This window comes from Actinoplanes sp. NPDC004185, from assembly GCF_053603475.1.
On the sequence record NZ_JBSGFR010000022.1, the window covers coordinates 43,240 to 69,944 of the forward strand.

Below are 26,705 nucleotides of genomic sequence, written 5' to 3' on the forward strand. Positions count from 1 at the left end.
CCTAGGCTTGCCGATATCGGCTCGCGGACGGGGAGCAGAATCGACAGCGTGGACATCGCGCTGCTCGGCCCCGTCGAGCTTCGGGCCGACACCGGTACGGCGGTGCCGGTCGCGGGCGCGCGTCTGCGTACCCTCCTCATCCTGCTCGCCCTCGACGCCGGCCGCGCCGTCTCCACCGACCGGCTCGTCGACGGGCTGTGGGGTGCCGATCCGCCCGGCAGCGCCGCCGGCGCGCTGCAGGCGCTGATCTCCCGCCTGCGCCGCGCCGCGCCCGGGCTGGCCATCGCCGTCACGCCGTCCGGCTACCGCCTGGATCTGGACCGGGACAGCGTCGACGCGCACCGCTTCACCCGGCTGGTCGCGCAGGGCCGGCCGGAGGAGGCGCTGGCGCTGTGGCGTGGCCCGACCGAGTTCCCCGACGTGGCGCGGGCTGAGGCCGTACGCCTGGACGAACTCCGCCTGACCGCCCGGCTGCAGCGGGCCGAGGCCCGGTTGCGGGCCGGCGGCGACGCCGACCTGGTCGCCGAGCTGGAATCGCTGGCCGCCGAGCACCCGTTGCACGAGCCGCTGGCCGGCCTGCTCATGCGCGCGTTGATCGCGGCCGGGCATCCCGGTCGCGCCCTGACGGTCTTCGAGCGGATCCGCGCCGAGCTGGCCGAGGCCCTGGGAGCCGACCCGTCGGCCGAGCTGGCCGCGCTGCACGTGGAGACATTGCGCGGGCAGCACCGGCGGGCCCGGGGCAACCTGCCGGCCGAGCTGAGCAGCTTCGTCGGCCGGGAGGCGGACCTGCGGGCGGTCCGTGACCTGGTGGCCGCGCACCGGCTGGTCACCCTGATCGGGCCGGGCGGCAGCGGCAAGACCCGGCTGTCCGTGGAGGCGGGGCAGGCGCTCACCGACGGCCATCCGGACGGCGTGTGGCGGGTCGAGCTGGCGCCGCTCACCGACCCGGCCGAGGTGCCGCAGGCCATCCTGACCGCGTTGCAGCTGCGCGGCCAGTTCGTGCTCAGCCTGGCCGGCGGTCACCCGGCGAGCGAGCCGGTGCCGCCGCTGACCCGGCTGACCGACGCCCTCGCCGGCAAGGAGCTGCTGCTCATCCTCGACAACTGCGAGCATCTCATCGCCGCCGCGGCCGAGGTCGCCGACACGATGCTGCGGTGTGCGCCGGGGCTGCGGCTGGTCGCCACCAGCCGCGAGCCGCTGGGCATTCCGGGCGAGCAGCTCTGGCCGGTCGAGCCGCTCGCGCTGCCGCCGACCGATGCGCAGGCGCCGGACTATCCGGCCGTACGCCTGCTGCTGGACCGGGCGGTCGCGGCCCGGCCCGGCTTCGCGCTCGAGCCCGGGACCATCGGTCCGGTGGTCCGGATCTGCCGCGCGCTGGACGGCATGCCGCTGGCCATCGAGCTGGCCGCCGCCCGGCTGCGCACCCTGCCGGTCGACGTGCTGGCGGCCCGGCTGACCGACCGGTTCCGGCTGCTCACCAACGGCAGCCGCACCGCGTTGCCCCGGCACCAGACGCTGCGGGCGGTCGTGGACTGGAGCTGGGACCTGCTCGACGACGACGAGCGGGCGCTGTGGCGGCGCTTCGCCTACTTCCACGGCGGGGCCGACGTGACCGCGGTCGAGCAGGTCTGCGGCGCGGACATCGACCTGCTCGGCGCGCTGGTCGACAAGTCGCTGCTGGTGCTGTCCGGGGACCGCTACCGGATGCTGGAGACCATCCGCGAGTACGGCCTGGAACGCCTGGCCGAGGCCGGTGAGACCGAGCAGGTGCGCGTCGCGCACGCCCGCTACCTGCTGGCCCTGGCCGGTGCCGCCGAGCCGGAGCTGCGCCGGCGGGACCAACTCAGCTGGCTGCACCGGCTCGGCGTCGAGCACGACAACCTGCACGCGGCGGTCCGGGCCGCGATCGAGGCCGGCGACGCCCGGACCGCGACGGCGCTGACCGCCCGGCTGGGCTGGTACTGGTGGCTGCGCGGGCACCGGGCCGAAGGCTGCGGGCTGGCCCGCGACGTGCTGACGCTCACCGGCGAGGCGGCCCCGGAGGACCGGGCGCTGGCGTACGCGTACGCGGCGCTGAACGGGCTGGAGGGTGCCGCGCCGATGGACGAGGTCAAGGGGTGGTTCCAGGCCGCCGGACGGGAAGGCGCCGGCCCGGACGCCGCGCATCCCGTGCTGCGTCTGCTGGGACCGCTGGCGTCGATCTTCGAGTCGGCCGGGCAGTTGGGTGCCTTCGCGGAGGTCGAGCCGCTGTTCGCCGACACCGATCCGTGGCTGCGGTCCATCGCCCGGATGATCGTCGCGCAGCTGCGGCTCAACTTCGGGCAGCGACCCGACGTCGCCCGGGAGGAGCTGCGTGAGGCCCTCGACGGGTTCCGGGCGATCGGCGAGCGCTGGGGCGTCGGCTTCACGCTGAGCGCGCTCGGCGACATGGCCGCGGCGCAGGGCGAGTTCCAGGACGCGGTGACCTGGCAGCGGGAGGCCCTCGCGCTGGTCCGGGAGGTCGGCATCCGCGAGGACCTGCCGCAGCTGGAGATGAAACTGGCCCACCAGCTGTGGCTGGCCGGCGACCGCACCGAGGCGCGCCGGATACTCAAGCAGGCGCGGGAATCGGCCGAGGAGGTGGGGCTGTCCGAGGTGCTGGCGTCGGTCGAGTACGGCTACGCCACGATCGCCCGCGAGGAGGGCTCCCTGGAGGAGGCCCGCGCGCGGATGGCCCGGGCCGCGCACCTCATCGACAACTCCACCCACCTGACGCAGTTCCGCGCGATGACCCGTTCGACGCAGGCGCTGATCGAGGGCGCCGCCGGGAACCTGGCCGCCGCGCACGACCTGCACCGGGGCGCGGTGGAGATGGCGGTGGACTCCCTGGACGCGCCGGTGATGGCCCAGGTCCTGGTCGGGGTGGCCGACTACGCCGTCCGGATCGGCGACCCGGCCCGGGCGGCGATGCTGCTCGGCGCGGCCGACGCCGTCCGGGGCGCACCGGACCGGTCGATGCCGGACACCGACCGGATCACGGTGCTGACCCGCGCCGCCCTGGGCGACGCGGGCTACGAACGGGCCTACAGCTCGGGCACCTCGGTCACCATGGCGACCGCCATCGAGGCGACCGGTCTGCGCCCGGCCACCTCATCCGGGTCGTCAGGTGACCGCCGGTGAAGCGATCCGCTGCTCGTCGGGCGCTTCGACGCGCGACGACGCCCGCAGCGGCATCCAAATCAGCAGGGCCAGGCTGAACCAGACGTAGAGGTTGCTGCCGATGATCGCGAGCGGCGGCCGGGGCCCGTTCTCCCAGGCCCAGGTGAGCCGGGACGTCAGCACGACGTACGCGGACCCGCCCAGCCACAGTGCGCGCCGGTCGCGGCCCTCGGACAGGCCGGTGTCGAGGCAGCGGACGATCGCCGGCAGCAGCCAGACGCAGTGGTGCACCCAGGTCACCGGGCTGATCAGGCAGCCCAGCAGTCCGGTCAGGGCCAGGCCGCCCAGATAGTCCTCGGCGCGGGCGGCAGCGCGGACCCGCCACACCCAGAACGCCAGCGTGGCCAGCACGCAGACCAGCCAGACCTGGGCCTCCACGCTGTCCAGCGGCAGCCGGGCCAGCAGGCCGCGCAGCGACTGGTTGGACAGGTATTCGAGGTTGCCGACCCGGTTGGTGTCCCACAGCGCGGCGGTCCAGAACTCGCGGGACTCGTCCGGGAAGAGGCCCGCGGCGATCAGGGTCGCGGCGATGGTCGCGGCGATGGCCGTACCGGCTGCCCGCCACCGCCCGGTGACCAGCAGATAGAGGATGAAGACGCCGGGGGTCAGCTTGATCGCGGTGGCCAGCCCGATGCCCACGCCGCCCCACCTGCGCCCGCGGGCCACGCCGAAGAGCACGTCCCCGGCCACCAGGGCCAGCAGCACGGTGTTGACCTGTCCGAAGCCGAACGTCTCGCGGACCGGCTCGAAGCACAACGCGAGCGCCACCGCGACGGTGCCCATCAACAGGGCCGGCCGGCGGGAGCGCCGGATGAGCGGCCCGGCCACCCACCAGGTCACCAGCGCGGTGCTGGCCACGGTCGCCGCGCCCGCCAAGACCAGGATCAGCCAGAACGGCAGGTACGCCATCGGCAGCATGGCGAGGCCGGCGAACGGCGGATAGGTGAAGCCGTACGGGGTGCCGTCCTGGAGCCAGTCGTAGACCATGCCGTCGTCGCGGAACCAGTACCGCACGGCGCCCGAGTAGACCCGCGAGTCGAAGAAGAAGTGCAGGTCGGCGGCCCACCACAACACGCCGGCGGAGACGAGGGCCGCGAGGGCGGCGATGGTCCAGGCCCGGCGCGTCACGCGGACACTCTACGGTGGCGCAGCTCGCGGACCTGCCGTACGGCCAGCATCAGCACTACGGCAGTGACGACCAGAGCACCGGGCACGCGGGTGAACAGCGCCCAGTTGTAGCCGGCCGGCAGGGTCAGGGTGGCCGCGAGCGCGCACAGGCCCAGCACCCAGCGCCGTTCCGCCGTGGTGGCCGCCAGCACGGCGAGGGGCCAGATCGCGTACCAGGGGTGGAAGACGGGCGCGCAGAGCACCGTCAGGCCCAGCGCCCAGCCGGCGCCCGGGAGCGCTCCGCCGTCGCGGGCCCGCCACCACAGCACGGGCAGCAGGACCACCAGGAGCAGCACACCGAGGATCCGGGTCACTGCCACGGCGTCGACGCCGGTGACGGTCTGCACGGTCAGTCCGACGGCGGTCGACGGCGAGGTCCACGCCACGGTGTCGCCGCTGCGCAGCAGTCCCGCGATCCAGCCCAGGCCACGCCCGGAGACCAGCGACACCAGGCCCACAGCGCCGACAGCACCGGCGGCGATCAGGGCTGCGGGGCGCCACAGGGTCCGTACCGGTGCGGACGGAGGCACCGCCGCGAGGACGGCGAACGGCAGCACGACGACCGCGGTCGCCTTGACCGCCACGGCCAGGCCCAGCGCCACCCCGGCCGCGACCAGCAGCGACGGTGACGGCCGGGCGGCGACCAGGGCCAGCCCGGCCACCAGCAGGCCCACCATCAGCGCGTCGTTGTGGGCGCCGGACACCAGGTGGATCAGCACGAGCGGGCAGGCCAGCACCGTCCACACCGCGCGGGCCGGGTCGATGCCCGCGCGCCGGGCCAGCACCGGCAACCCGGCCGCGACCAGGCCCAGACCGGCCAGGGCGATGACCCGCAACCCGGCGATCACCCCGGGCAGCGAGTCGCCCAGGGCCACGGCCCAACCGGCCACCAGCAGGAAGAGCGGACCGTACGGCGCCGGCGAGGTGCGCCAGGTGGTCGACACCGAACCCAGCCACGGGCAGCCGAAATCCTGCACGCCACCGGCGTACGGATCGCCGCCGGCGTGCTGGACGAAACCCTGGCAGGCGTACGAGTAGATGTCCTCGCTGCCCAGCGGCAGCATCGGCAGCACCGGCAGGATCCACAGCCCCGCGGTGACCAGCGCCCACCGCGTCGACGGCACCCGGTGGCGCCCGAACCACCACGCGCTCAGCACCGCCGCCAGGCCGAGCACCCAGCACACCGGCAGCAGCACGCCCTCGCGCCCGGCCAGCATCGTGCCCGGCGTGACCGTGGTGCCCCGCGCGAACGGTGAACCGCCGAGGTAGGCGGCCGCCGCGACCAGCACGCTCCCGGCCAGCCCGCCCCACCGGATCAGCCTCACGCCGCGGTCACCAGTTCCCTCCCGCGCAGCCAGGTCACCGTGCGGTACGCGACCCAGCCGATCAGGACCATCATGGCGAACGACATCGGCACGCCCAGCGGCCGGAACACCCCGGTACCCTCGGGCAGGATCGTGGCCATCGCGAAGACGACCGTCCCGGCCAGCCACCGGGCCCGCGCGGTGCCGACCGCGAACAGCGCCAGCGGCCAGATCAGATACCAGGGCTGGGTGATCGGCGCGAAGAAGATCACGGCGAGCAGCGCCAGCCCGGCCCCGACCAGCGGATCACGGTCCCGCGAACGCCAGAGGATCACCAGCAGGGACACGCCGAGCAGCACCAGCGCGACCGCGCGGACCGCGGGCACGACCACGAGCTCGGCGCCGAACCAGCGGCCGGCCGCCTCGACGGCGAGACCGACGGCCGTCGGCGGCGACGACCAGTTCACCGACTCCCCCGCGCCGGACAACGCGGTCAGCCAGCCCAGACCCAGCCCCGAGGCGAACGAGCCGGCCACCAGCACGACGAGCGCGGCCGCCACGACCGCTCCCCCGCGCTTGATCAGCCCGCCCCAGCCGGCGGCCCGCAGACCGCCGACGGCGAGCAGCGCCGCGAACGGCAGCACGACCCCGATCGTGATCTTGATGGAGATGGCCAGGCCGAGCAGCGCCCCACCGACCAGCAGGGTGGTCCAGCTCTTCACCGGCGCCGCCAGCACCGCGAACCCGGCGACCATGAACGCCACCGTGAGCGCGTCGTTGTGGCCGCCGCCGATCAGGTGGACCGGCACCAGCGGGCAGCAGAGCACCAGCCACAGCGCCCGGTCGACGGGCGCGCCCACGCGCCGCGCCAGCACGGGCAGGCAGGCCGCGATCGCCACGACGCCCAGCACGGCGAGGACCCGGAAGGAGATCAGGGCGGCCAGCTGCGAACCGAACGCCGCGGCCAGCCCGGCCAGAACCAGAAAGACCGGACCGTACGGCGTGGGCGTGTCGCGCCAGACCACCGAGACCGAGTCCAGCCAGGGACAGGGCTGGGCCGACACCCCGACCAGGTACGGGTTGAAGCCGGCGTGCACGAGGGCGCCCTGGCAGGCGTTCGCGTACATGTCCCGGCTGGCCAGCGGCGGCACCACCAGCAGCGGGGCGGACCAGAGCGCGGCGGTCACCAGGATCCACCGGGGAGTGAGTGAGAGGCGGCGGCCGTACCACCAGGCGACGCAGAGCGCGGCCAGGCCCGCGAACCACAGCAGCAGGATGAGGGCGCCGGCGGGCTCGCGCAGCACGCTGACCACATTGACGTTGCGGCGGATGAACGGGGCGGCGCCGTAGAGGAACGCGTCCACGGCACAGCACACAGCACCGAAGAAGCCCAGCCAGCGCAGGAACGCGGGGCGGGCCAGCAGCCCCTGGATCATGACAACGGCCTCGTGCGGACCCCTCGTGACCGTGGCATGCGCGTCAGCGTACCCATCGGCCTGCGCTCAGCACGCCGGTCCGGGCCGCAGCGAGCTGGTGAGCCGGAACTCACCCGGAGTGGTGACGCGCAGCTCCGTCCAGCCGTCGGGTCCGGGAGCCAGGCAGGCGCCCGGCCCCCGCACGCTCAGCCAGCGCGACCAGCGCACGCGGACCAGCACGTCGGCGCGCGCCGGGACGCGCACGGTGACGCCGCCGCGGTCACTGCGCGCGAGCTCGGCCGGCACCGACACCAATGGCTGCGCGTCGGTGACCTCGTACAGGCGCCAGGTGTCGTTCTGCCACACCGGGCGCAGCTCCGGCAATCCGTTGAGGACCAGGGCGGACTCGGTGCGGGCGTACCGGTCGGGCACCGCGCCGGGGGCGATGGCCACGTAGGTGACGGCGTTGGCGCGCAGCCAGGCGACATAGTCCTGCGGGGAGAGGACGTCGCGGTAGAAGAGGGCGTTGCGGTCCGTGTCGACCTGGCGTTCCCAGCCGCGGGCCAGCGGGACCTGCGCGGCGGCGTACACGGATTCCCAATGGTCGCGCAGCGGGACCACCTCGATCCGGCCCGGTTCCCGGCGGGCCAGCTCGTCGACCAGCGGCTGGTGGAAGGCGGGACGCGACTCGGGCGACCCCGCGCGGCCGAGGTCGCCGGTGACCACGAACGGCTGCCACCAGAAGACGGCCACGAGCAGCAGGGCCAGTCTCACCCGGCCGAACCCGGCCACGGCGGCGAGCACGGGGATCGTGAAGAGCATGGGCAGCCGCAGCGCATTGGACCCGATCGGGCTGGGCAGATAGAACGCGCCGAGCAGCAGCACGACGGTCAGCGCCGCCCCGATCCGCACGGCGAGCCAGCGCGGCGGAACGACAACGGCGACGAGCACGGCCAGCGCGACGTGGATCTTCATGGACTCGGCGGTGAAGGGCTGGCGGCCGCCGTTGCCGAAGAGCAGGGCCATCGGGGCGAGGGCCAGCGCCGGACCCAGGCAGAGGGCCAAGGCTTGGGGCCAGTGCGCGTCGGGACGCCAGGACCGGAGGCCGGCCCGGATTGGGCCGGTGAGCAGGAGGGCGGCACCCGCCAGCCCGGCGAAGAGGCCGGCGACGGGGCTGGCCCAGGTCGCGAGCGCGCCCAACGCGAACACGGCGACGATCCGCCACCGCCGTCCCGGCCGGGGTTGGGGCCGAGGCCGTCCCGGATCCGGCTCGGCTCTGGGCGGCTCCGGCTCACCTGCCGACGGCCCGGCGGCGGCCGGCGGCGCCCCGGCGGCGGCTGCGGCGCACAGGGCGGCCACCGCGAGGGCCAGGCCCACCGCAAAGGTGACCCGGCCGCTGGCCAGGTTGGCGGTGAAGACCAGGACGCCGATCAGCGCACCCGCCACCGGCCGCCGCACCCCGGTGCGCCACAGCAGCCACCCGAACAGGACCGACGCGACCACCGCGGCCAGCGCCCCGAGCAGCCGCATCCCGATCAGCGATCCCAGCGGCGCCGTCAGCAGGCTGTAGCCGAACTGGCCGACCCCGCCGTACCAGCCGAAATCGACCGGCGCCCAGCCGTGACCGGCGAAGAAGTCCGCCCGGGCCTGCTGCGCCGCCAGGTCGGTGCCCATCCGGGGCGCCAGCAGGAACGCGCCGGCCAGCACCAGCGCGGCGCCGAGCGTCGGCGCCAGCACCCGCAGGAGCCCGCGCCGTTGCTCCTCAGGCATCGAGGACGCGCTCCATCGCCGCCCGCGAGCGGCGGGTGATGCGCAGATACCGGTCCACGAACTCGCCCGGGTCGCCGCCGCCGAGCAGCAGCACCACCCCGGCCAGTTCCACGCCGTGCCGGGGCAGCTGATCCGTGGGGCGGCCGCGGACCAGGGTGAGCGCGTTGCGGACCTGGGCGGCCAGGGTCCAGCCCGCGGTCATCGCCGCCGCGTCGACCTTGTCGATCAGCTTGCCCCGCAGCTCTGCCGACAACGCCTCGAGAGTGCGGGTCATGCGCAGCGCCGGGAGGGCGTACCCGTGGCGCAGCTGCAGCAGCTGCACCGCCCATTCCACGTCGGCGAGGCCGCCGCGGCCGAGTTTGGTGTGGGTGTTCGGGTCCGCGCCGCGGGGCAGCCGCTCGGTCTCCACCCGCGCCTTGATCCGGCGGATCTCGATCACCTGCTCGCGGGTCAGACCCCCGCTGGGATAACGCATCCCGTCGGCGAGCTGCTCGAACTCGCGGCCCAGCTCCGCGTCGCCGGCCACGAACCGGGCCCGCAGCAACGCCTGCGACTCCCAGACCTTCGACCAGCGGGCGTAGTACTGCGCGTAGGCGTTGAGGCTGCGCACCAGCGGGCCTTGCCGGCCCTCCGGGCGCAGGTCGGCATCGACACCGAGCGGCGGGTCGGGCGCGGGGGCGCCCAGGGTACGGCGCATCTCCTCCGCGATGGCGTGCGCCGACGCGCTGGCCTGTCCGTCGGACATGCCCTCCGGCGGGGCGTAGACGAACAGCACGTCGGCGTCGGACGGGTAGCTCAGCTCGTACCCGCCGAGCCGGCCCATGCCGATGACCGCGAACCGCAGTCCCTCCGGGCCGGGATGCACCCGCCGGGCGGCGTGCAGCGCCGCACCCAGCGTCGCGTCGGCGACGTCGGAGAGCGCGATGCCGATCGCGTGCACGTCCAGCGGGTGCGCCGGGGCCAGCTCGCCGGCCCGGCTGAGGATGTCGGCGCAGGCCAGCCGGAACAGCTCCCGGCGGCGCAGGGCCCGCACGGCGGTGATGGCCTTGGTCGCGTCGGTGGCCCCGGCATCCAGGTGCCGGTCGGCGGCGGCGATGAAGCCGTCGCGCAGCACGTCGCGGGGCCGCGGCTGGAGCTCGGCGTCGTCGGCGAGCAGCCGCAGCGCCTCCGGGTCGCGGGTGAGCAGGTCGGTGGCGTACCGGGACAGGCTCAGCACCCGCGCCAGCCGGCGCGCCACCGGGCCGCCGTCGCGCAGCAGGCGCAGATACCAGGGGGTGGTGCCCAGCTTCTCCGACACGTGCCGGTAGTTGAGCAGGCCGCGGTCGGGCTCGGGTGAGTCCGCGAAGTCCTGCAGCAGCATCGGCAGCAGCGTGCGCTGGATCGCCGCCGTACGGCTGACCCCGCCGGTCAGCGACTGCAGGTGGCGCAGCGCCCCGGCCGGGTCGGCGAAGCCGAGGATCTCCAGCCGGCGACCGGCCGACTCGGGGGTCATCCGCAGCGCCTCGGCCGGCACCCGGGCGACCGCCTCCAGCAGCGGCTGATAGAGCAGCTTGGCGTGCAGTCGCCGGACGTGCGAGGCGTGCGCGACCCAGTCGGAGCGGAACGCCTCGACCGCGTCGCGCCCGGCCACGGCCTTGTAGCCCAGCGCGGCGGCGAGCCAGCGCAGCGCCTTCGGATCGTCCGGCACAGTGTGCGTACGCCGCAGATTCTGCAGCTGCAGCCGGTGCTCGACGCTGCGCAGGAAGCGGTAACCGCGCAGCAGCGTCTCGCCGTCCTCGCGGCCCACATAGCCGCCCGCCACCAGCGCGCGCAGCGCGGGCAGGGTGCCGGGCTCGCGCAGACTCTCGTCGATCCGGCCGTGCACGAGCTGCAGCAACTGCACCGCGAACTCGATGTCGCGCAGGCCACCGGGACCGCGCTTGATCTCGCGCTCGACCTCGCGGGCCGGCACGTTGTCGATGATCTTGCGGCGCATGTCCCGGACGTCCTCGACCGCCTCGGGACGCTCGGCGGCGTGCCAGACCAGCGGGGCCAGGTCGTCGATCCACTCGGCCGCCAGGTCCAGGTCACCGGCGGCCGGACGGGCCTTGAGCAGCGCCTGGAACTCCCACGTTCGGGCCCAGCGGCGGTAGTACGCCTGGTGGCTGGCCAGGGTGCGGACCAGCGGACCACGGTTGCCCTCCGGGCGCAGCGCGGCGTCGACCGGCCAGGCCACCTGCCCGCAGACCTCGATGAGCCGGGCCGCGACGGTGGTGCCCGCGCTGAGGTCCTCGTCGCCGGCGGCCACGAAGATGACGTCCACGTCGGACACGTAGTTCAGCTCGTAGCCGCCGCATTTGCCCATCGCGACGACCGCCAGCCGCGGAGGGGCGGTGCTCGCGGGCAGACCGGCGAGCGCGATCGCGTACGCCGCCGCGAGGGTCTCGTCGGCCAGCCGGGACAGCGCCGCCATGGTCGGCTCCAGCCCCCGGCCGCCGGTCAGGTCGGCCGCGACGATCCGCAACAGGGCCATCCTGTACGCCGTACGCAGCAGCGGGACGGTCGGCGGCCCCTCCCCCGTCGAGTCTCCGAACTCCAGGTGTCCCTCGGCGTTCGGCGGCAGGCCGGTCTTGCCGGTGGCGAGCACCCGCCACTGGTCGGGGTTGGCGACGAGGTGATCGCCCAGCGCGGAGGAGGCGCCGAGCACCGCGATCAGCCGGCGCCGCAGCCCGGCGTCGGTGTAGACGGCGTGCAGGACGGCGTCGGCCGCCGGGCTGTCGGAGATCTCCTCGCCGGGCCCGGTCACCGGGCCGCCGCTGCCGCGCTGGGCCGCCCGGGCCACCGCGTCGACCATCCGGTGCAGCTGGCGCAGGGCGAGGGTGGGATCGGCGGCCCGGGACAGGGCGTGGATCAGCTCACCCGCGTCGCCGTCGACCGGGGCCTGCGCCTCGGCGTCCCACAGCCGCAGGCCACCGGGGCCGAGCAGATCGGCGGCGCGGGTGCCGTTGTCGGCGAAGCCGTACCGGGCCAGCCGGCTGGGCCTGGTCATGCTGTGCCCTCCTTCGGCAGGCCCTTCTGGCCCTCGCCTACGAGGCCGTCGTTCGCCGCAGCCCGGTGCCGCTCGGTGCAGGCGGTCATGCCTACTGCCCCAGCAGCGGGAGCGTGCGGATGGTCCCCGGATTGGGAATGTCGGCGTCCGGGAGTGTGCCGAGGGCGAGCGCCGCGAACCGGGCTGCGAACGGCTGCCAGACCTCCTCGACGTCGGGCAGGATCTCGGCGGTGGCCGCCACGACCGCCTCGGCGTCGTAACCGAGCTCGTCGAGCGCCGCCACGTCCGTCCTGGTCCAGTCGGCGATCATCTCGGCGTCGCACTCGATGTGGAACTGCAGGCCCCACGCGCGGTCGCCGAGCCGGAACGCCTGGTGCGGATACCGTGACGAGGCGGCCAGCAGCACGGCGCCGATGGGCAGCTCGGTGATCTCGTCGCTGTGCCACTGCACCACGTCGGGCAGCAGCGGCACGTACTTGAACAGCGGGTCGCCGTCCGCCGCGTCACGCCGGCCGACCAGGCCGGGCCCGATCTCGGGGCCGGAGGTGCTGCGCTCGACCAGGCCGCCGTGCGCCGTCGCGAGCAGCTGCCCGCCGAGGCAGACCCCGAGCGTCGGCACGTGGTGGCGGACCGCCTTGCGCAGCAGCCCCTCCACCGCCGGAAACCACGGCGCGCCCGGATCGCCGGCGGCGTTCGGATAGGCGCTCTGGTCGCCGCCGAGCACGATCAGGGCCAGGTGCTCGTCCAGCGTCTCGGGCAGCGGGTCACCCGCGTGCGGGCGCACGACGGTCAGCTCCAGGCCGGCCTCGGTGAGCCACTCACCCAGCCTGCGGAGGTCGTCGGACGGGTCGTTCTCGATTACCAGCGCTGTACCCACGCTCCGAGGCTATCGGGTGGGACCGACACCGGCCCCCGGCCCACCCGTTCCCGGTCGGTGTTCACGATCTCGTCCAGCGGGCCACGACCTCGTCGTCCTCCATCTCCCCGGTCTCGACGAAGCCCAGCGAGGCGTAGAGCGCCCGGGCGGCCTGGTTGTCCGGCGAGTAGCTGAGGGCGACGTTCGGGCAGTCCGGGTCGGCGGCCAGCCGTTCCAGCAGCGCGCCGATCATGGCCCGGCCGATCCCGGTGCGCTGACGGGCGGCGTCCACCACCACCCCGCCGATCCACCGGCTGCGGTCGTCGTCGATCCCCCAGATGCAGAAGCCGACGACCTCCCCGTCGCGGACGGCGGCGAGCGGCTGCCAGGTGTCGCCGTAGTGGCACAGGCAGAGGTAGTAAGTGACGGCGTTGACGAACTCCTGCTGGTCAGCATGCACGGTGAGGGCGGCACAGGACCGCCAGTTGGCGGCGGTCACGGCTTCGAGGGTGAGATCCACGCCCGGCATCCTCCCGCAATTCCACCCCGGCCCCTAGGCTGCGGGCCATGACGGAATCAGCCACCGCCGCGCCGGAGTCCGGGGTCCGCGTGTCGACGTTGGAGCTCTTCTTCGACCTCGTCTTCGTCTTCACGATCACCCAGCTGACCGAGACGCTCGCCGAGCACGTCACCCTGGCCGTCCTGGGCGACGTGATGCTGATGCTCTTCGTCATCTGGTGGATGTATTCGGGGTACGCCTGGCTCACCAACGCGGTCGCCCCGAACAGCTCCGTCCGGCGCACCCTGCTGCTGGCCGGCATGGCCGGCTTCCTGGTGATGGCCCTGGCGGTGCCCGAGGCCTTCGGTGAGTACGGCTGGCTCTTCGGCGTCAGCTATCTCGTGGTGAACCTGGTCCACTCGGCGCTGTTCCTGCAGGCCGGTCCCGCGGCGCGCAGGGCGATGCGGCAGCTGGCCCCGCTCAACATCCTGGCCGCCCTGCTGGTGCTGGCCGGTGGGCTGCTGCCCGAGCCGTACCGGCACCTGTGCTGGATCGCCGCGCCGCTGGTGCAGATCGCCGCCGGTTACGTGCACGACATCGAGATGCACTCGATCCTGGCCGGGCACTTCGTCGAGCGGCACGGCCTGGTGATGATCGTCGCGATCGGCGAGTCGATCGTCGCCATCGGGCTCGGCTTCCGCGGGGTCCACCTCGGCGGCGGCGCGATCCTGGTGGCGGTCCTGGGCCTCTGCATCGCCTACTACCTGTGGTGGATCTACTTCGCCGGCGACAACGACCGCTCCGAGCACGTCCTGGCCGGCACGACCGATCCACGCCGGCGCGCCCGGCTCGCGCTCGACGGCTGGGGTTACGCGCACTACGTGATGCTGCTCGGCGTGGTCGTGCTGGCCGTCGGGGTCAAGAAGACGGTCGGGCACGCCTTCGAGCCGTTGCACTGGGGCGAGGCGATCGCCCTGGCCGGCGGGGTCGCGATCTACCAGCTCGGGCACGCGGGCTTTCTGCTACGGCTCGGCATCGGCGGCTGGCGGCACCGCGTCGTGGCCGCGCTGGTCGTGCTGGCGACGATCCCGCTCGGCCATGTGGTGGCGGTGGCCCAGCTCGCCGCGATCCCGCTGATCATGGCCGCGGCCGCGATCATCGAGGACCTGCCGACCATGCGGCGCAGCGGCAGCACGGCGATCAGCGACTTCGGGCGTACCCCGGGCTCCTGAGAACCCGGGGTACCGCCGGCCGGCGCTGCCCCGGCGAGCCGGGTCAGGCGATGCAGGCGCAGACGATCAGCGCCGCGCCGAAGTGCGAGGCCGCGCTGACCGTGGCCCCCGGGTGCCGGTCCGGGGTGCAGATGACCTCGCCCAGCTTGCCGGGGGTCATCCAGTCGAGCACGATGAACGCCGCCGCCATGACGCCGATGCCCAGCAGACCGAAGATCACCGTGGACGCGAGGCCCCGGCCGAACGAGTCATAGCTGGTGAAGATCGCCGTGAAGACGATCAGCGCGATGCCGACCTGATTGGCCGCGAGCAGCAGAGCGGCGTTCGGGTTGCGGTCCACCCAGATCAGGTCCCGCAGCTTGCCCGGGGTCAGCAGGTCGACCAGCAGAAAGCCGACGGCCATCAGGCCGATACCGACCAGGCCGAACACAATGCTGCGCCCGGCACCCTCAAGCAGATCTTCCAGCACGGCTTCTCCCTCGTCACGACGTCAGAGGGCACCGTATCGGACCAGGGCACTCCGGTGATCCACCGCCGGGCCGATTGTGGATATCAGAGGGCGCCGAGATAGCGCTGACGCTCGTACGGCGTCACCTCGCGACGGTACTGCTCCCACTCCTGCCGCTTGTTGCGCAGGAAGAAGTCGAAGACGTGCTCGCCCAGCACCTCGGGGATCAGCTCCGACTTGGCCATCACGTCGATCGCCTCGGCCAGGTTCTCCGGGAGGGCGTCATAGCCGGCCGCCTTGCGCTCGGCCGGCGACAGCGACCAGACGTCGTCCTCGGCGCCCGGGGGCAGCTCGTAGCCCTCCTCGATGCCCTTGAGGCCGGCCCCGAGCATGACCGCGAAGGCCAGGTACGGGTTGGTCGCCGAGTCCAGCGAGCGCACCTCGACCCGGGCCGAGTTGGGCTTGCCGAAGGCGGGCACCCGCACCAGCGCGGAACGGTTCAGCGCACCCCAGCTCACGAAGGCCGGCGACTCGGTGATCCGGTCGGGCAGCTGCATCGGGAACAGCCGCTTGTAGGAGTTGACCCACTGGTTGGTGACGGCGGTGTATTCCCGGGCGTGCACGAGCAGGCCGGCGATGAACGCGCGGGCCGTCTTCGACAGCTTCAACGGGTCCTCGGCGTCGTGGAAGGCGTTGCGCTCGCCCTCGAACAGCGACAGGTGCGTGTGCATGCCGCTGCCCGGCTGGTCCGTGTACGGCTTCGGCATGAACGTCGCGCGTACGCCCTGGGAGAGCGCGACCTCCTTGACGACGTGCCGGAAGGTCATGATGTTGTCGGCGGTGGTCAGCGCGTCCGCGTACCGCAGGTCGATCTCCTGCTGGCCGGGGGCGACCTCGTGGTGGCTGAACTCGACGGAGATGCCGATCCGCTCCAGCGCGAGCACGGCCTGGCGCCGGAAGTCGCGGGCGACCGAGTGCGTGGTGTGGTCGAAGTAGCCGCCGCCGTCGACCGGCACGGGCACCGAGCCGTCCAGCGGGCCGTCCTGGACGAGGAAGAACTCGACCTCGGGGTGGGTGTAGAAGGTGAAGCCCTTCTCGGCCGCCTTGGCGAGCATGCGGCGCAGCACGTGCCGCGGGTCGGCCCACGCGGCGCTGCCGTCGGGCAGCAGGATGTCGCAGAACATCCGGGCGCTCTCGCCGCTGGCGCCGCCCTCGAACGGGAAGACCTGGAACGTGGTGGGGTCGGGCATGGCGACCATGTCGGACTCGGAGACCCGGGCGAAGCCCTCGATGGCCGAGCCGTCGATGCCGATGCCCTCCTCGAAGGCGGACTCCAGCTCCGCGGGCGCCACCGACACGCTCTTGAGCGTGCCGAGCACGTCGGTGAACCAAAGCCGGACAAAACGGATGTCGCGCTCTTCGAGCGTACGAAGCACGAACTCCTGCTGTCGGTCCACGTCAACCCCTCGTACTTGCCGGCGCTCAGTCTCTCCCGGTCCCGTTACGCCGAGATTACGCTGACCATGGCCCGCGGGCTGCCCCCGGGTAAGGCCCGGCGCCGATCACAGACGGTACGGCAGGGGACGGCGGTACGGGTCGCCAACGCTGGGGAAGAATAGCGTCATGCCTTCGTTGCGCGTCGCTCTCGCCCAGGTGAACTCCACCGTCGGGGACATCCCCGGCAACGCCGCGGCTGTCCGGCACTGGTCCCGGGTGGCCGCCGACGCCGGGGCTCAGCTGGTCGCCTTCCCCGAGATGATGCTCACCGGCTATCCGATCGAGGACCTGGTGTTCCGGGACTCGTTCGTGCGGGCGTCGCAGAGCGCGCTGCGTACCCTGGCCGCCGACCTGGCCGCGGACGGCCTGGGCGACATCGCCGTGGTGGTGGGTTACGTCGACGCCGACGGCCCCGCACCGACCAGCGCCGACGCCGTGCCCGGCAGCGGCCGGCGCGACGCGTCCGCGCTGCTCGTCGGCGGCCGGATCGCCGCCACCTACTTCAAGCACCACCTGCCCAACTACGGCGTCTTCGACGAGGACAGGTATTTCGAGCCGGGCGACTCGCTGACGGTGGTTCGCGTCGGCGGCGTCGACGTCGGGCTCACCGTGTGTGAGGACCTGTGGCAGGCCGGCGGTCCGTTCGCCGCCGCCCGGCGGGCCGGCGTCGGGCTGGTCGTCAACATCAACGCCTCGCCGTACGAGCTGAACAAGGACGACATCCGGCTGCCGCTGGTCAAGCGCCGGGCGGCCGAGGCGGGCGCGACCATCGCGTACGTGAACATGGTCGGCGGCCAGGACGAGCTGGTCTTCGACGGCGACTCGATGATCGTCACCGCCGCGGGCGAGCTGCTCACCCGGGCCGGCCAGTTCACCTCTGAGCTGCTGATCCACGACCTGGAGCTGCCCGCGGCGGACGCGGTCGAGAACGAGCCCGGCCCGGCCCCCGCCGCCGAGGCGCCCCGCGTCGAGGAACGCACGAACGACACCATGGAGATCACCCGCGTCACGGTCGCCGAAGCGTTGCGCCCGCTCACCGACGGCCCGGCGGTCGGCGGCATCGCGGACCGGGTCAACGACGAGGCGGAGATCTGGTCGGCGCTCACCCTGGGCCTGCGCGACTACGTGGAGAAGAACGGCTTCCGCTCGGTCGTGCTGGGCCTGTCCGGCGGGATCGACTCGGCGGTGGTCGCCGCGATCGCCGTCGACGCGCTCGGCCCGGAACGCGTGGTGGGCGTCTCGATGCCCAGCGGCTACTCGTCCACCCACTCCCGCGACGACGCGGCCGACCTGGCCAAGCGCACCGGCCTGGACTACCGCAGCGAGCCGATCCAGCCGATGGTCGACGCCTTCCTGGCCAACATGTCGCTCTCCGGCCTGGCGGTGGAGAACCTGCAGGCAAGGGTCCGCGGCGTCATCCTGATGGCCCTGTCGAACCAGGAAGGACACCTGGTGCTGACGACGGGCAACAAGAGCGAGCTGGCGGTGGGCTACTCGACCCTGTACGGCGACTCGGTCGGCGGCTTCAACCCGCTCAAGGACGTACCGAAGACGATGGTCTGGAAGCTGGCCCGCTGGCGCAACACCCGGGCCGACTCCCCCATCCCGGAGAACTCGATCGCCAAGCCGCCGAGCGCGGAGCTGCGCCCGGGTCAGGTGGACAGCGACTCGCTGCCCGACTACGACCTGCTGGACGCGATCCTGGCCGGCTACATCGACGGCGACCAGGGGCGCGACGACCTGATCGCGGCGGGCCACGACGCCGCCCTGGTGGACCGGGTGCTGCGCATGGTCGACCTGGCCGAGTACAAGCGCCGGCAGTCCGCGCCGGGCACCAAGATCTCCATCAAGGCGTTCGGCCGCGACCGCCGCCTGCCGATCACCAACCGCTTCCGCGAAGGCCTGCCGGAGCGGAACAGCTGACTCAGCCGCGAAGGCCTGCCGGAGCGGAACAGCTGACTCAGCCGAGAAGGGGTGTGACCGGCTCCACTGAACCCTGACCGGTGCGGCGTGCCGGGTGCGACGATTTGGGGCAGACCCGGGGACCGCACACCGCGGCCTCGAGGGAAGGAGACAGAGATGTCCGAGATCCCCACCCTGTACGGGGGCCCCGCCACCCGCCGCGTGCGCACCCGCGACCTGATCGCCGCGAAGGAACGCGGCGACCGCTGGCCGATGCTGACGTCGTACGACCAGTACACGGCCGCGATCTTCGACCGCGCCGGCATCCCGGTCCTGCTGGTCGGCGACTCCGCGGCCAACAACGTCTTCGGCTACGAGACGACCCTCCCGGTCACCACGGAGGAGCTGCTTCCCCTGGTACGCGCAGTGGTCCGCGCGACGAAGACAGCTCTGGTGGTGGGCGACCTGCCGTTCGGCTCGTACGAGGAGGGCCCGACGCAGGCGCTGCGCACCGCGGTCCGCTTCATGAAGGAAGGCGGCGCCCACGCCGTCAAGCTCGAGGGCGGCCGCCGCACCGCGGAACAGATCCGGGCGATCACCGGCGCGGGCATCCCGGTCATGGCGCACATCGGCTTCACCCCGCAGAGCGAGCACACCATCGGCGGCTACCGCGTGCAGGGCCGCGGCAGCGACGCGGAGGAGGTCATCGCCGACGCCCGCGCGGTGGCCGAGGCGGGCGCGTTCGCGGTGGTGCTGGAGATGGTGCCCGGCGAGGTGGCCAAGCAGATCACCAAGGAGCTGACGATCCCGACGGTGGGCATCGGCGCGGGCCCGGACACGGACGCGCAGGTGCTGGTCTGGCAGGACATGGCGGGCCTGCGCGAGGGGAAGGCGCCACGCTTCGTGAAGCGCTACGCCGACCTGTCGGGCATCCTGACCGAGGCGACCAGGCAGTTCGCGGACGAGGTCCGCGGCGGTGAGTTCCCGGCGGAGGAACACACCTTCTGAGCCAGGGGTACGGCCCGGGCAAGATCGGACAAGTGGCAGACTTCCTGCCATGTCCGTTCCTGCCCGAGTCAGCCTGGCCACCCTCGGCGTGGCCGACGTGGCCCGAGCCACCGAGTTCTACGAGTCCCTGGGCTGGCGGCTGTCGACGGCCTCGGTGCCCGGCGTGGTCAGCTTCTTCCACACGGCCGGCGGTCTGCTGTCCCTGGTCGCGACGGACGACATGACGGCGGACGCGGGCCTGCCGCCCCGCCAGCCGCCGCCGAACCCGGCCGCCGACTTCCGCGGCACGATGCTGGCGATCAACGTGGAGAGCCCGGCGGCGGTGGACGAGGCGCTGCGCTCAGCGGTCCAGGCCGGAGCCACCTTGGTCAAGGCGGGCGGCGCGGCCGAGTGGGGCGGCTATCTCGGCTACTTCACGGACCCGGACGGCCACCTGTGGGAGATCACCCACAACCCGGCCTGGCCCCTGGACCCGGCCGGCGTCCCGCAACTCCCCTGACCCGGGGTCGCGGCAACCACCGCGCTGGTCCAGCCGATCCACAGCTCAAGGCGCGGCGGGCGGGTCAGATTCGTTCGAAGAGGACCTCTCTGGTTTCGGGGTCGGCCTGGGTCAGGCGGACCTGGATGCGGTCGCCCAGAGGGAGTTCGCCCACGCAGCGGGCTTGGACGGCCGGTTCGTCGATGGCGACCTTGCCGCCTCGGGGACGGCGGTTGTTCGGCTTGTCGCGTCCGTTCGGCTTCGGGGCCGCAGCCGGCTCGGCCTCGGGGCCGGCGGGGTGGCCGTCGGGCTTTGCGGAGGCGGAGTCCGGGCCACCCTTCGCGCCGGTGCGGTCCTCGTCGACGTCGAGCACGCCGGCCTCGAAGGTCTCCCCCACCCGGTGAGCGAGCAGCACTGCTTCGGCGAGGCCCACGGCGCCGCGGTCGGCCGCTGAGGCAACCCGGTCTGTCGTCGCCATGCACTTGGGGAGGCGCGGCAGGGCCTCGCGGGCCCACGGCGGCACCTCGCGCTCCTCGTGCAGAGCCAGGCACACCTCCGTCGCGTAGCGGTCGGCCAGCCGGCGCAGTGGTGCGGTCACGTGTGCGTAGGGCGCGCCCACGCCGCCGTGGCCGGTCTCTGCCGGTGTCTCCTGGTCGAAGGCGGTGTAGCCGGCGCCGCGGAGCAGCTCGGCTGCCTGGTTGAGGAAGGCGGCGCCGCGGGGGCTGGCCGGGTCGACGGAGGCCACGACCGCGCCGACGGAGGCGCCGGAAGGCCAGGGGACGTCGAGGGAGGCGGCGGCCGCTCGGAGCTTGGTCACCGCCTCGGGGCGGGCCGGCGGCATGGTGCGGAGGAGCCCGATCTTTCCCTGCAGCATCAGGGTGGCGGCGGCCATGCCGGTGAGCAGGGAGATCTGGGCGTTGTGCTCCTCGACGGCCAGCGGCGCCCGCAGGACCAGCTGCCAGCCGTCGCCGTTCTGCTCGACCTCCTGCTCGGGCAGGGGCAGGTTGACCGCGCCGCGATCGGCCGCGCGGCGGGCCAGCAGCGCACCCAGCTCGGGCAGCAGGGCGATCGGCTCGGGGGCGGTGCCTGCGTCGACGTCCGCTTGCAGGCCGGCGTAGTCGAGCTTGGCCCGGCTGCGCACCCACGCGCGTTCCAGGGCGATGCCGGTGATCTCGCCGTCGGCGTCCAGGTCGATGGTCCACAGCACCGCGGCGCGGTCGGCGTCGGGCAGCAGGCTCACCGCGCCCTCGCTGAGCACCGGCGGGTGCAGCGGGACCTTGCCGTCCGGGAAGTAGATGGTCTGGCCGCGCACCCAGGTCTCGGCCTCGAGCGCCCCGCCCGGCCGCACATAGGAGGCGACGTCGGCGATCGCGTAGCGCACCCGATAGCCGCCGCCGGACCGGCGGGTCAGCTCCATCGCCTGGTCGAGGTCGCGCGAGGTGGCCGGATCCACCGTGACGAACGGGATGTCGGTGCGGTCGACGCCCGGCGGCGCGACCGCGGTCGCGGCCTCCTGCGCCTCCCGCATCGCGTCGGCCGGGAAATCGGCAGGTAACTCGAGCTCGCGGCGCAGCACGGAGAAGTCGATGCGCGGCGCCCACACCCGTTTGATCGGCACGGGTCATTCCTACCAGGCCGCACCGACAATTCCGGTACGCAGAAGGGCCGCGCCGTGATCGGCGCGGCCCTGGTGTGCCCGGGTTCAGCGCTTGACGGTCGCCTTGCGGGCCGAGCCGGCGACGGTGGAGCGGCCGTTCCCGGAGGGACGGCTGTTGCCGGCGGTGGCGGTACGGGCGGCCGCAGCCGTGGCGGGCTTGGTGACCCGGCCGGCGTTGGTGGCCGACGTCTTGGTCATGCCGGCGGGCTTGGCGTTGGCGGCCTTGCCGGCGATGGTCGTCCGGGCCTTGGTGGCGGCGGCGTTGCCGGTGCTGCGAGCGGCGGCCTTCTTCGCCGCGCCGGCCGAGGTCCTGGCCGAGGCGGCGGACTTAACGGCGGACTTGACCGCGGCGGAAGCCTTACCCGCGGCGGACGAGGCACCGGTGGCCTTACCCGATGTCGTCTTACCGGCGCCCGACTTACCAGCCCCAGCCTTCGCACCCGTCGACTTGGCAGTCGTCGGCTTGGCAGCAGTTGCCTTGCTTGCGGTCGATTTGACGGCAGTCGACTTAGCGGCGGTCGACTTAGCCGCCGGCGACTTAGCGGCGGAGGACTTCGCGGTGGACTTCGCAGCCGCAGAACGAACCGACGTCCCACCGGCCGAAGCGGAACGAACAGAAGCCGAACGCGCAGAGGCGGACTTGGCCGGCGCCGGCTTGGCAGCCGCCGACTTGCCCGCGGAAGACTTCGCTGCGGAAGAATTCGCGGCCGTCGACCTCGCCGCAGCGGACTTGGCGGTCGACTTCGCGGCCGCGGAAGACTTCCCAGCCGCAGACTTCGCCGCCGTGGACTTGGCGGCAGCGGACGTGCCGACGCCGGACTTGGCGGTGCCGGACTTGGCAGTGCCGGACTTGGCAGTGCCGGACTTCAAGGCCGTGGACTTCGCAGCCGCCGAAGACTTCCCAGCCGTCGACTTCGCGGCCGTCGACTTCGCGGCCGTGGACTTCGCGGCCGTAGACTTCGCGGCCGTGGTGGACTTCGCGGCCGTGGTGCCCTTGGCACCCGCAGACTTCACAGCCGACGACTTGGCCCCCGCGGACCGCGCAGCGGCCGACGACTTCCCAGCCGCCGCACCAGAACGCGCAGCCGCAGCGGTAGCCGGCTTGGCCGCCCCGGAAGCCCGCTTCACAGCGCCCGCCCGCGCCGTGGCCGACTTGGTGGCCGGCGCCTTCTTGGCGGTCGTCTTACTGGCCGGAGCCTTCCCGGCCGCACCGGACTTGGCGGCAGAAGCCGATTTGCCCGCGGTAACCGATTTGCCCGCGCTGACCGACTTGGCAGCAGAAACCGGCTTGGCAGCAGACGAAGCCTTGACCGCGGACCGCACGGCAACCGCCTGACCATTGGCAGAACTGGCAGCAGCAATCCGCTTGGCAGCGGCGGGCTTGGCACCGGGCTTGGCGGCAGGCTTGGCAGCTGCCGGGGACGCGGCGACCCGCGCGCTTCTGGCGCCGGTCGTGGCGGCCCGGGTCGGGGCCTTCTTGGGCACGGCCATGGGGAAGTTCCTCCTTGCGAATGACTGCGGGCTCGTCTCCGCCTGGAGACTGCAGGATTCCGGCTTGGACACAGGGGTCGAGCCGGCCTAGCTGACCTCCCCGGTCCAGCGGGCGTCCTCGGCATCCCACGCCGCATTGCGCTTCTCGACGGTCTCGAGCGCCCGCGTGGCGTCGTCAGCGGAGGCATACGGACCGAGCCGGTACTGCGCAGGACACACGTCGTCCCCGGTCTCGACCCGGTTGTGGCGGAGGCACCAGAAGTAGCCGCCGCCGGGCCCACTGTCGTTCATGCAATCACTGTGCACCTCAAACCGACCATGCGCTACCGATTCAGGCAAAAAGCCCGGTTTTTCCATAGTGGATTGTCGAAAAGACTCCCCGAAGGAACGACAAAGCCCGCCCCACCCAAGGGTGGAACGGGCCGGAGCCGGGGATCTCAGAGCGCGGCAGCCACCAGCTCGGCGACCTGGACCGCGTTCAGGGCCGCGCCCTTGCGCAGGTTGTCGTTGGAGAGGAACAGCGCGAGACCGTTGTCGACCGTCTCGTCGACGCGGATGCGTCCCACGAACGTCGGGTCCCGGCCGGCCGCCTGCAGCGGCGTGGGGACGTCGGACAGCTCCACGCCGGGCGCCGACGCGAGCAACTCCCGCGCGCGCTGCGGGCTGACCGGCCGCGCGAAGCGCGCGTTCACCTGCAGCGAGTGACCGGTGAAGACCGGCACGCGCACGCAGGTGCCGGAGACCTTGAGGCCGGGGATGCCCAGGATCTTGCGGCTCTCGTTGCGGAGCTTCTGCTCCTCGTCGGTCTCGCCGAGGCCGTCGTCGACGATCGAGCCGGCCAGCGGCAGAACGTTGAAGGCGATGGGCTGGCTGAACGAGCGGGGCGCCGGGAACTCGACGGCACTGCCGTCGAAGGCGAGCTCGGTGGCCCGGTCGGCGACCTTCTTGATCTGGTCGTCGAGCTCGGCCACGCCGGCCAGCCCGGCGCCGGAGACCGCCTGGTACGTCGTGGCGACCAGCGCGACCAGCTCGGCCTCGTCGTGCAGCGGGCGCAGCACCGGCATCGCGGCCATCGTCGTGCAGTTCGGGTTGGCGATGATGCCTTTGGGGCGCTGGGCGATCGCGTCCGGGTTCACCTCGGCCACCACGAGCGGGACGTCCGGGTCCATCCGGTACGCCGACGAGTTGTCGATCACGACAGCGCCCGCCTCGGCGACCTTGGGGGCGTACTCCTTGGAGCTGCCCTTGCCCGCGGAGAACAGGACGATGTCCAGTCCGCGGTAGTCGGCCGTGGCCGCGTCCTCGACGGTCACGTCGCCCTCACCCCAGGACAGGGTGCGCCCGGCGGAGCGGGCGGAGGCGAAGAGCCGGAGCTGGTCTACGGGAAACTGGCGCTCGGCCAGGATGCGGCGCATGACGCCGCCGACCTGCCCCGTCGCGCCTACGATGCCGATCCTCATGGCCACAAAACTACGGCCTGGCTGCCACTACACGAAATCGGGTATCCGGCTCCATCTCAATATGCAAGAAAAGTCTCCCGATATACGAGACGCGGGCATAGCGTTCGCGGCATGGCTGCTGTCTATACCCACGGGCATCACGAATCGGTCCTGCGCTCGCACCGCTGGCGCACCGCAGAAAATTCGGCGGCGTATCTGCTGCCACGGCTGAAATCCGGCGACACCCTGCTGGACATCGGGTGCGGACCCGGCACCCTCACCGCTGATCTCGCGACGCAAGTCACACCCGGGCGGGTCACCGCCCTGGAGCCCACCGCGCCGGCGCTGGACCTGGCCCGGGCCGAGATCGCCCGGCGCGGGCTGGACACCGTCGACTTCGCGGTCGGCGACGTGCACGCGCTGGACTTCGCCGACGACACGTTCGACGTCGTGCACGCCCACCAGGTGCTGCAACACGTCGGCGACCCGGTCACCGCGCTGCGGGAGATGAGCCGGGTGACCAAGCCGGGCGGCGTCGTCGCGGTACGCGACAGCGACTACGCGGCGTTCGCCTGGTTCCCCCAGCTGCCGGAGCTGGACGACTGGCTGGACCTGTACCGCCGGATCGCCCACAGCAACGGTGGTGAGCCCGACGCCGGACGCCGGCTGCTGTCCTGGGCCCACGCCGCCGGGCTGAGCGACCCGGTCGTGACCTCGAGCACCTGGTGCTTCGCGACGCCGGAGGACCGCCAGTGGTGGGGCGGCATGTGGGCCGACCGCATCCTCGAGTCCGACCTGGCCCGGCAGGCCGCCGATCAGGGTGCGGACCTGCGGAGGGTCTCCGACGCGTGGCGGGCCTGGGCCGCCCACCCGGACGGCTGGATGTCACTGCTGCACGGCGAACTGCTCTGGCAGAAGCCGGCTTAGACCGACTTCGGCTTGTACGCCCAGTGCCACGGCTCCCGCGGCGTGTTCTCCACGAAGCCGTACTTCTCGCCGTTGGCCCGCATCCACGCCTGCGCCTTGTTGTTCAGGTCGAGGTCGGTGGCCATGCCCCAGCCGTGTTCGCTGGTGCCGGGCTTGGCCGCCAGCCCGCCCTGGGAGTAGAGGCCCTTGCGGCGGGCGACGTCGACCTGCTCGGAATACGAACGGTAGGAGTCGGTGATCCCGATGGTCACACCCTGCGCCTTGGCATCACCGATCATCTTGTTGAGCGACTCGGCCGCCGGCGCCCACAGCTTGTGGTTGGTGTTGCCGACCTTCTCCAACGCGGTGGCGGGGATCTTGCCGTTGCCGTAGCCGACCAGCTCGGTCGGGATCCCCTTGCTGTTCAGCGAGTACGACTTGGCCGGGCCCGCGGACGCCGCCGGTGACTGGGTGCCCATGGCGTCCGCGAGCGCGGTGGCGAAGCTGCCGCCCGACGCGGGGTCGGTCGACGCGGCCGACGACGTCTTGGCCGCCGTGGCCTGCTGGGTCTGCATCGCGATGATCCGGCTCTGGATGTCCGCGATCCGGCTGTTGACGGCCTCGATCCCCACAGCGAAGTACCTCCGTGCTCCTACGGCATGTCGCCCTACCGTTCGGCGCTCCGGAAATATGACTGAGCGGAAACCGGAAGTCAGACCGCCAGGGGCAGGTCGATGGTGTGCGCGGTGTGCGCGACCTTGGCCTGCAGGTAGCGCACGTTGGCGGCGGAGGCGTGCACGTGGGTCGGCACCACCTCGCGGACGTCGACCCCGAACGACCGCAGCTGGGCCGGCTTGTCGGGGTTGTTGGTGAGCAGGTCGACCGGGCCGGCTCCGAGAGCGGTCAGCATCTGCGCCGCGGCGGTGTAGTCCCGTTCGTCGTCGGCGTGCCCGAGTGCCCGGTTCGCCTCGTACGTGTCCAGGCCCAGGTCCTGCAGCGCGTACGCGTCGAGCTTGGCGTAGAGCCCGATGCCCCGGCCCTCCTGGCGCAGGTAGAGCAGGAAGCCTCCGACGCCGGCGATCCGTTCGACGGCCTCGCGCAGCTGCGGGCCGCAGTCGCAGCGCTCGGAGCCGAACACGTCGCCGGTGAGGCACTCGGAGTGCGGGCGGACGAGCGGCACCTCGGCCCCGAAGGCGTCGCCGAGGGCGAGCGCGAGGTGCTCCTTGCCGTCGGCGAGCCCGTCGAAGGTGATCACCTCGGCCGTGGTGACGTATCCGTCCGCGAACTTCAGCGGCACGGAGACCCGGCTGCGAATACCCAAAGACATGACAGCTCCCTCAGCACTTGACGCTTCAAGCACGGGATTGACCTTACGCCGCACTTGTTAAGGGAACCACGAGCCGAACGTCA

Annotated in this window: 22 protein-coding genes; 7 read left to right on the forward strand and 15 right to left on the reverse strand. The window is 72.8% G+C overall.

Annotated elements, in window-relative coordinates:
* The first annotated feature begins 48 nt into the window (after positions 1–48).
* Positions 49–3,159, forward strand: coding sequence for a BTAD domain-containing putative transcriptional regulator (locus tag ACWEOZ_RS22835; RefSeq protein ID WP_451912698.1), 3,111 nt, complete (start codon positions 49–51; stop codon positions 3,157–3,159).
* Here the strand turns inward: ACWEOZ_RS22835 and ACWEOZ_RS22840 are convergent.
* The 7 genes from ACWEOZ_RS22840 to ACWEOZ_RS22870 all read right to left on the reverse strand — a co-directional run bounded on the left by ACWEOZ_RS22840 (position 3,142) and on the right by ACWEOZ_RS22870 (position 13,267).
* Positions 3,142–4,326 carry a glycosyltransferase 87 family protein gene (locus ACWEOZ_RS22840; protein WP_451912699.1) on the reverse strand — a complete coding sequence of 395 codons (1,185 nt, stop codon included), beginning with the start codon at positions 4,324–4,326 and terminating at the stop codon, positions 3,142–3,144. The two genes, ACWEOZ_RS22835 and ACWEOZ_RS22840, sit on opposite strands and share 18 nt — an antisense overlap.
* A complete protein-coding gene (gene mptB / locus ACWEOZ_RS22845) occupies positions 4,323–5,684 on the reverse strand; it encodes a polyprenol phosphomannose-dependent alpha 1,6 mannosyltransferase MptB (protein ID WP_451912800.1) in 1,362 nt (453 codons plus the stop codon). Before mptB (ACWEOZ_RS22845) ends, ACWEOZ_RS22840 begins: the two co-directional genes overlap by 4 nt.
* Positions 5,685–5,686: 2 nt before the next feature.
* Positions 5,687–7,105, reverse strand: a complete 1,419-nt coding sequence (gene mptB / locus ACWEOZ_RS22850; protein ID WP_451912700.1) for a polyprenol phosphomannose-dependent alpha 1,6 mannosyltransferase MptB — start codon at positions 7,103–7,105, stop codon at positions 5,687–5,689.
* 66 nt (positions 7,106–7,171) lie between these two features.
* The gene (locus tag ACWEOZ_RS22855; protein ID WP_451912701.1) at positions 7,172–8,854 is read right to left on the reverse strand and encodes a hypothetical protein; all 1,683 of its coding nucleotides are present in this window, start codon (positions 8,852–8,854) and stop codon (positions 7,172–7,174) included.
* Positions 8,847–11,882 carry a bifunctional [glutamine synthetase] adenylyltransferase/[glutamine synthetase]-adenylyl-L-tyrosine phosphorylase gene (locus tag ACWEOZ_RS22860; protein WP_451912702.1) on the reverse strand — a complete coding sequence of 1,012 codons (3,036 nt, stop codon included), beginning with the start codon at positions 11,880–11,882 and terminating at the stop codon, positions 8,847–8,849. The genes ACWEOZ_RS22855 and ACWEOZ_RS22860 overlap by 8 nt, the downstream gene beginning before the upstream one ends.
* A 91-nt stretch (positions 11,883–11,973) precedes the next feature.
* Positions 11,974–12,759, reverse strand: a complete 786-nt coding sequence (locus tag ACWEOZ_RS22865; protein WP_451912703.1) for a type 1 glutamine amidotransferase — start codon at positions 12,757–12,759, stop codon at positions 11,974–11,976.
* 61 nt (positions 12,760–12,820) lie between these two features.
* Positions 12,821–13,267, reverse strand: coding sequence for a GNAT family N-acetyltransferase (locus tag ACWEOZ_RS22870; protein ID WP_451912704.1), 447 nt, complete (start codon positions 13,265–13,267; stop codon positions 12,821–12,823).
* 38 nt (positions 13,268–13,305) lie between these two features.
* On the opposite strand from ACWEOZ_RS22870, the gene ACWEOZ_RS22875 reads away from it, so the two are divergent.
* A complete protein-coding gene (locus ACWEOZ_RS22875) occupies positions 13,306–14,469 on the forward strand; it encodes a low temperature requirement protein A (RefSeq protein WP_451912705.1) in 1,164 nt (387 codons plus the stop codon).
* 43 nt (positions 14,470–14,512) lie between these two features.
* Here ACWEOZ_RS22875 and ACWEOZ_RS22880 read toward each other — a convergent pair whose 3' ends face one another.
* A complete protein-coding gene (locus tag ACWEOZ_RS22880; RefSeq protein ID WP_451912706.1) occupies positions 14,513–14,938 on the reverse strand; it encodes a DUF350 domain-containing protein in 426 nt (141 codons plus the stop codon).
* 83 nt (positions 14,939–15,021) lie between these two features.
* Positions 15,022–16,374, reverse strand: a complete 1,353-nt coding sequence (locus ACWEOZ_RS22885; RefSeq protein ID WP_451912707.1) for a glutamine synthetase family protein — start codon at positions 16,372–16,374, stop codon at positions 15,022–15,024.
* A gap of 166 nt (positions 16,375–16,540) precedes the next feature.
* On the opposite strand from ACWEOZ_RS22885, the gene ACWEOZ_RS22890 reads away from it, so the two are divergent.
* The 3 genes from ACWEOZ_RS22890 (at position 16,541) to ACWEOZ_RS22900 (ending at position 19,823) form a co-directional block, all read left to right on the forward strand.
* Positions 16,541–18,337, forward strand: coding sequence for an NAD+ synthase (locus ACWEOZ_RS22890; protein ID WP_451912708.1), 1,797 nt, complete (start codon positions 16,541–16,543; stop codon positions 18,335–18,337).
* A 156-nt stretch (positions 18,338–18,493) separates the two neighbouring features.
* Positions 18,494–19,324, forward strand: a complete 831-nt coding sequence (gene panB, locus ACWEOZ_RS22895) for a 3-methyl-2-oxobutanoate hydroxymethyltransferase (RefSeq protein ID WP_451912709.1) — start codon at positions 18,494–18,496, stop codon at positions 19,322–19,324.
* Positions 19,325–19,373: 49 nt separating this feature from the next.
* On the forward strand, positions 19,374–19,823 hold the full coding sequence (locus ACWEOZ_RS22900; RefSeq protein WP_451912710.1) for a VOC family protein: 450 nt from the start codon (positions 19,374–19,376) through the stop codon (positions 19,821–19,823).
* 64 nt (positions 19,824–19,887) lie between these two features.
* On the opposite strand, the gene ACWEOZ_RS22905 is transcribed toward ACWEOZ_RS22900, so the two are convergent.
* Both ACWEOZ_RS22905 and ACWEOZ_RS22910 read right to left on the reverse strand, forming a co-directional pair.
* A complete protein-coding gene (locus ACWEOZ_RS22905) occupies positions 19,888–21,420 on the reverse strand; it encodes an RNB domain-containing ribonuclease (RefSeq protein ID WP_451912711.1) in 1,533 nt (510 codons plus the stop codon).
* An 84-nt stretch (positions 21,421–21,504) separates the two neighbouring features.
* A complete protein-coding gene (locus ACWEOZ_RS22910) occupies positions 21,505–21,657 on the reverse strand; it encodes a hypothetical protein (RefSeq protein ID WP_451912712.1) in 153 nt (50 codons plus the stop codon).
* Here ACWEOZ_RS22910 and ACWEOZ_RS22915 point away from each other — a divergent pair.
* On the forward strand, positions 21,656–22,795 hold the full coding sequence (locus ACWEOZ_RS22915) for a hypothetical protein (RefSeq protein WP_451912713.1): 1,140 nt from the start codon (positions 21,656–21,658) through the stop codon (positions 22,793–22,795). The genes ACWEOZ_RS22910 and ACWEOZ_RS22915 overlap by 2 nt on opposite strands.
* 242 nt (positions 22,796–23,037) lie before the next feature.
* On the opposite strand, the gene ACWEOZ_RS22920 is transcribed toward ACWEOZ_RS22915, so the two are convergent.
* Both ACWEOZ_RS22920 and ACWEOZ_RS22925 read right to left on the reverse strand, forming a co-directional pair.
* Positions 23,038–23,241, reverse strand: coding sequence for a hypothetical protein (locus ACWEOZ_RS22920; protein WP_203771379.1), 204 nt, complete (start codon positions 23,239–23,241; stop codon positions 23,038–23,040).
* Between the two features lie 146 nt (positions 23,242–23,387).
* On the reverse strand, positions 23,388–24,410 hold the full coding sequence (locus ACWEOZ_RS22925; protein ID WP_451912714.1) for an aspartate-semialdehyde dehydrogenase: 1,023 nt from the start codon (positions 24,408–24,410) through the stop codon (positions 23,388–23,390).
* A gap of 111 nt (positions 24,411–24,521) precedes the next feature.
* Here ACWEOZ_RS22925 and ACWEOZ_RS22930 point away from each other — a divergent pair, with 111 nt between their 5' ends.
* Positions 24,522–25,316, forward strand: coding sequence for a class I SAM-dependent methyltransferase (locus tag ACWEOZ_RS22930; protein ID WP_451912715.1), 795 nt, complete (start codon positions 24,522–24,524; stop codon positions 25,314–25,316).
* On the opposite strand, the gene ACWEOZ_RS22935 is transcribed toward ACWEOZ_RS22930, so the two are convergent.
* Positions 25,313–25,927 (reverse strand): M15 family metallopeptidase, encoded by a 615-nt coding sequence (locus ACWEOZ_RS22935; protein ID WP_451912716.1) that lies wholly within the window; start codon positions 25,925–25,927, stop codon positions 25,313–25,315. The two genes, ACWEOZ_RS22930 and ACWEOZ_RS22935, sit on opposite strands and share 4 nt — an antisense overlap.
* A gap of 80 nt (positions 25,928–26,007) precedes the next feature.
* Positions 26,008–26,622, reverse strand: a complete 615-nt coding sequence (locus ACWEOZ_RS22940; protein ID WP_451912717.1) for a GTP cyclohydrolase II — start codon at positions 26,620–26,622, stop codon at positions 26,008–26,010.
* Positions 26,623–26,705 lie beyond the last annotated feature (83 nt).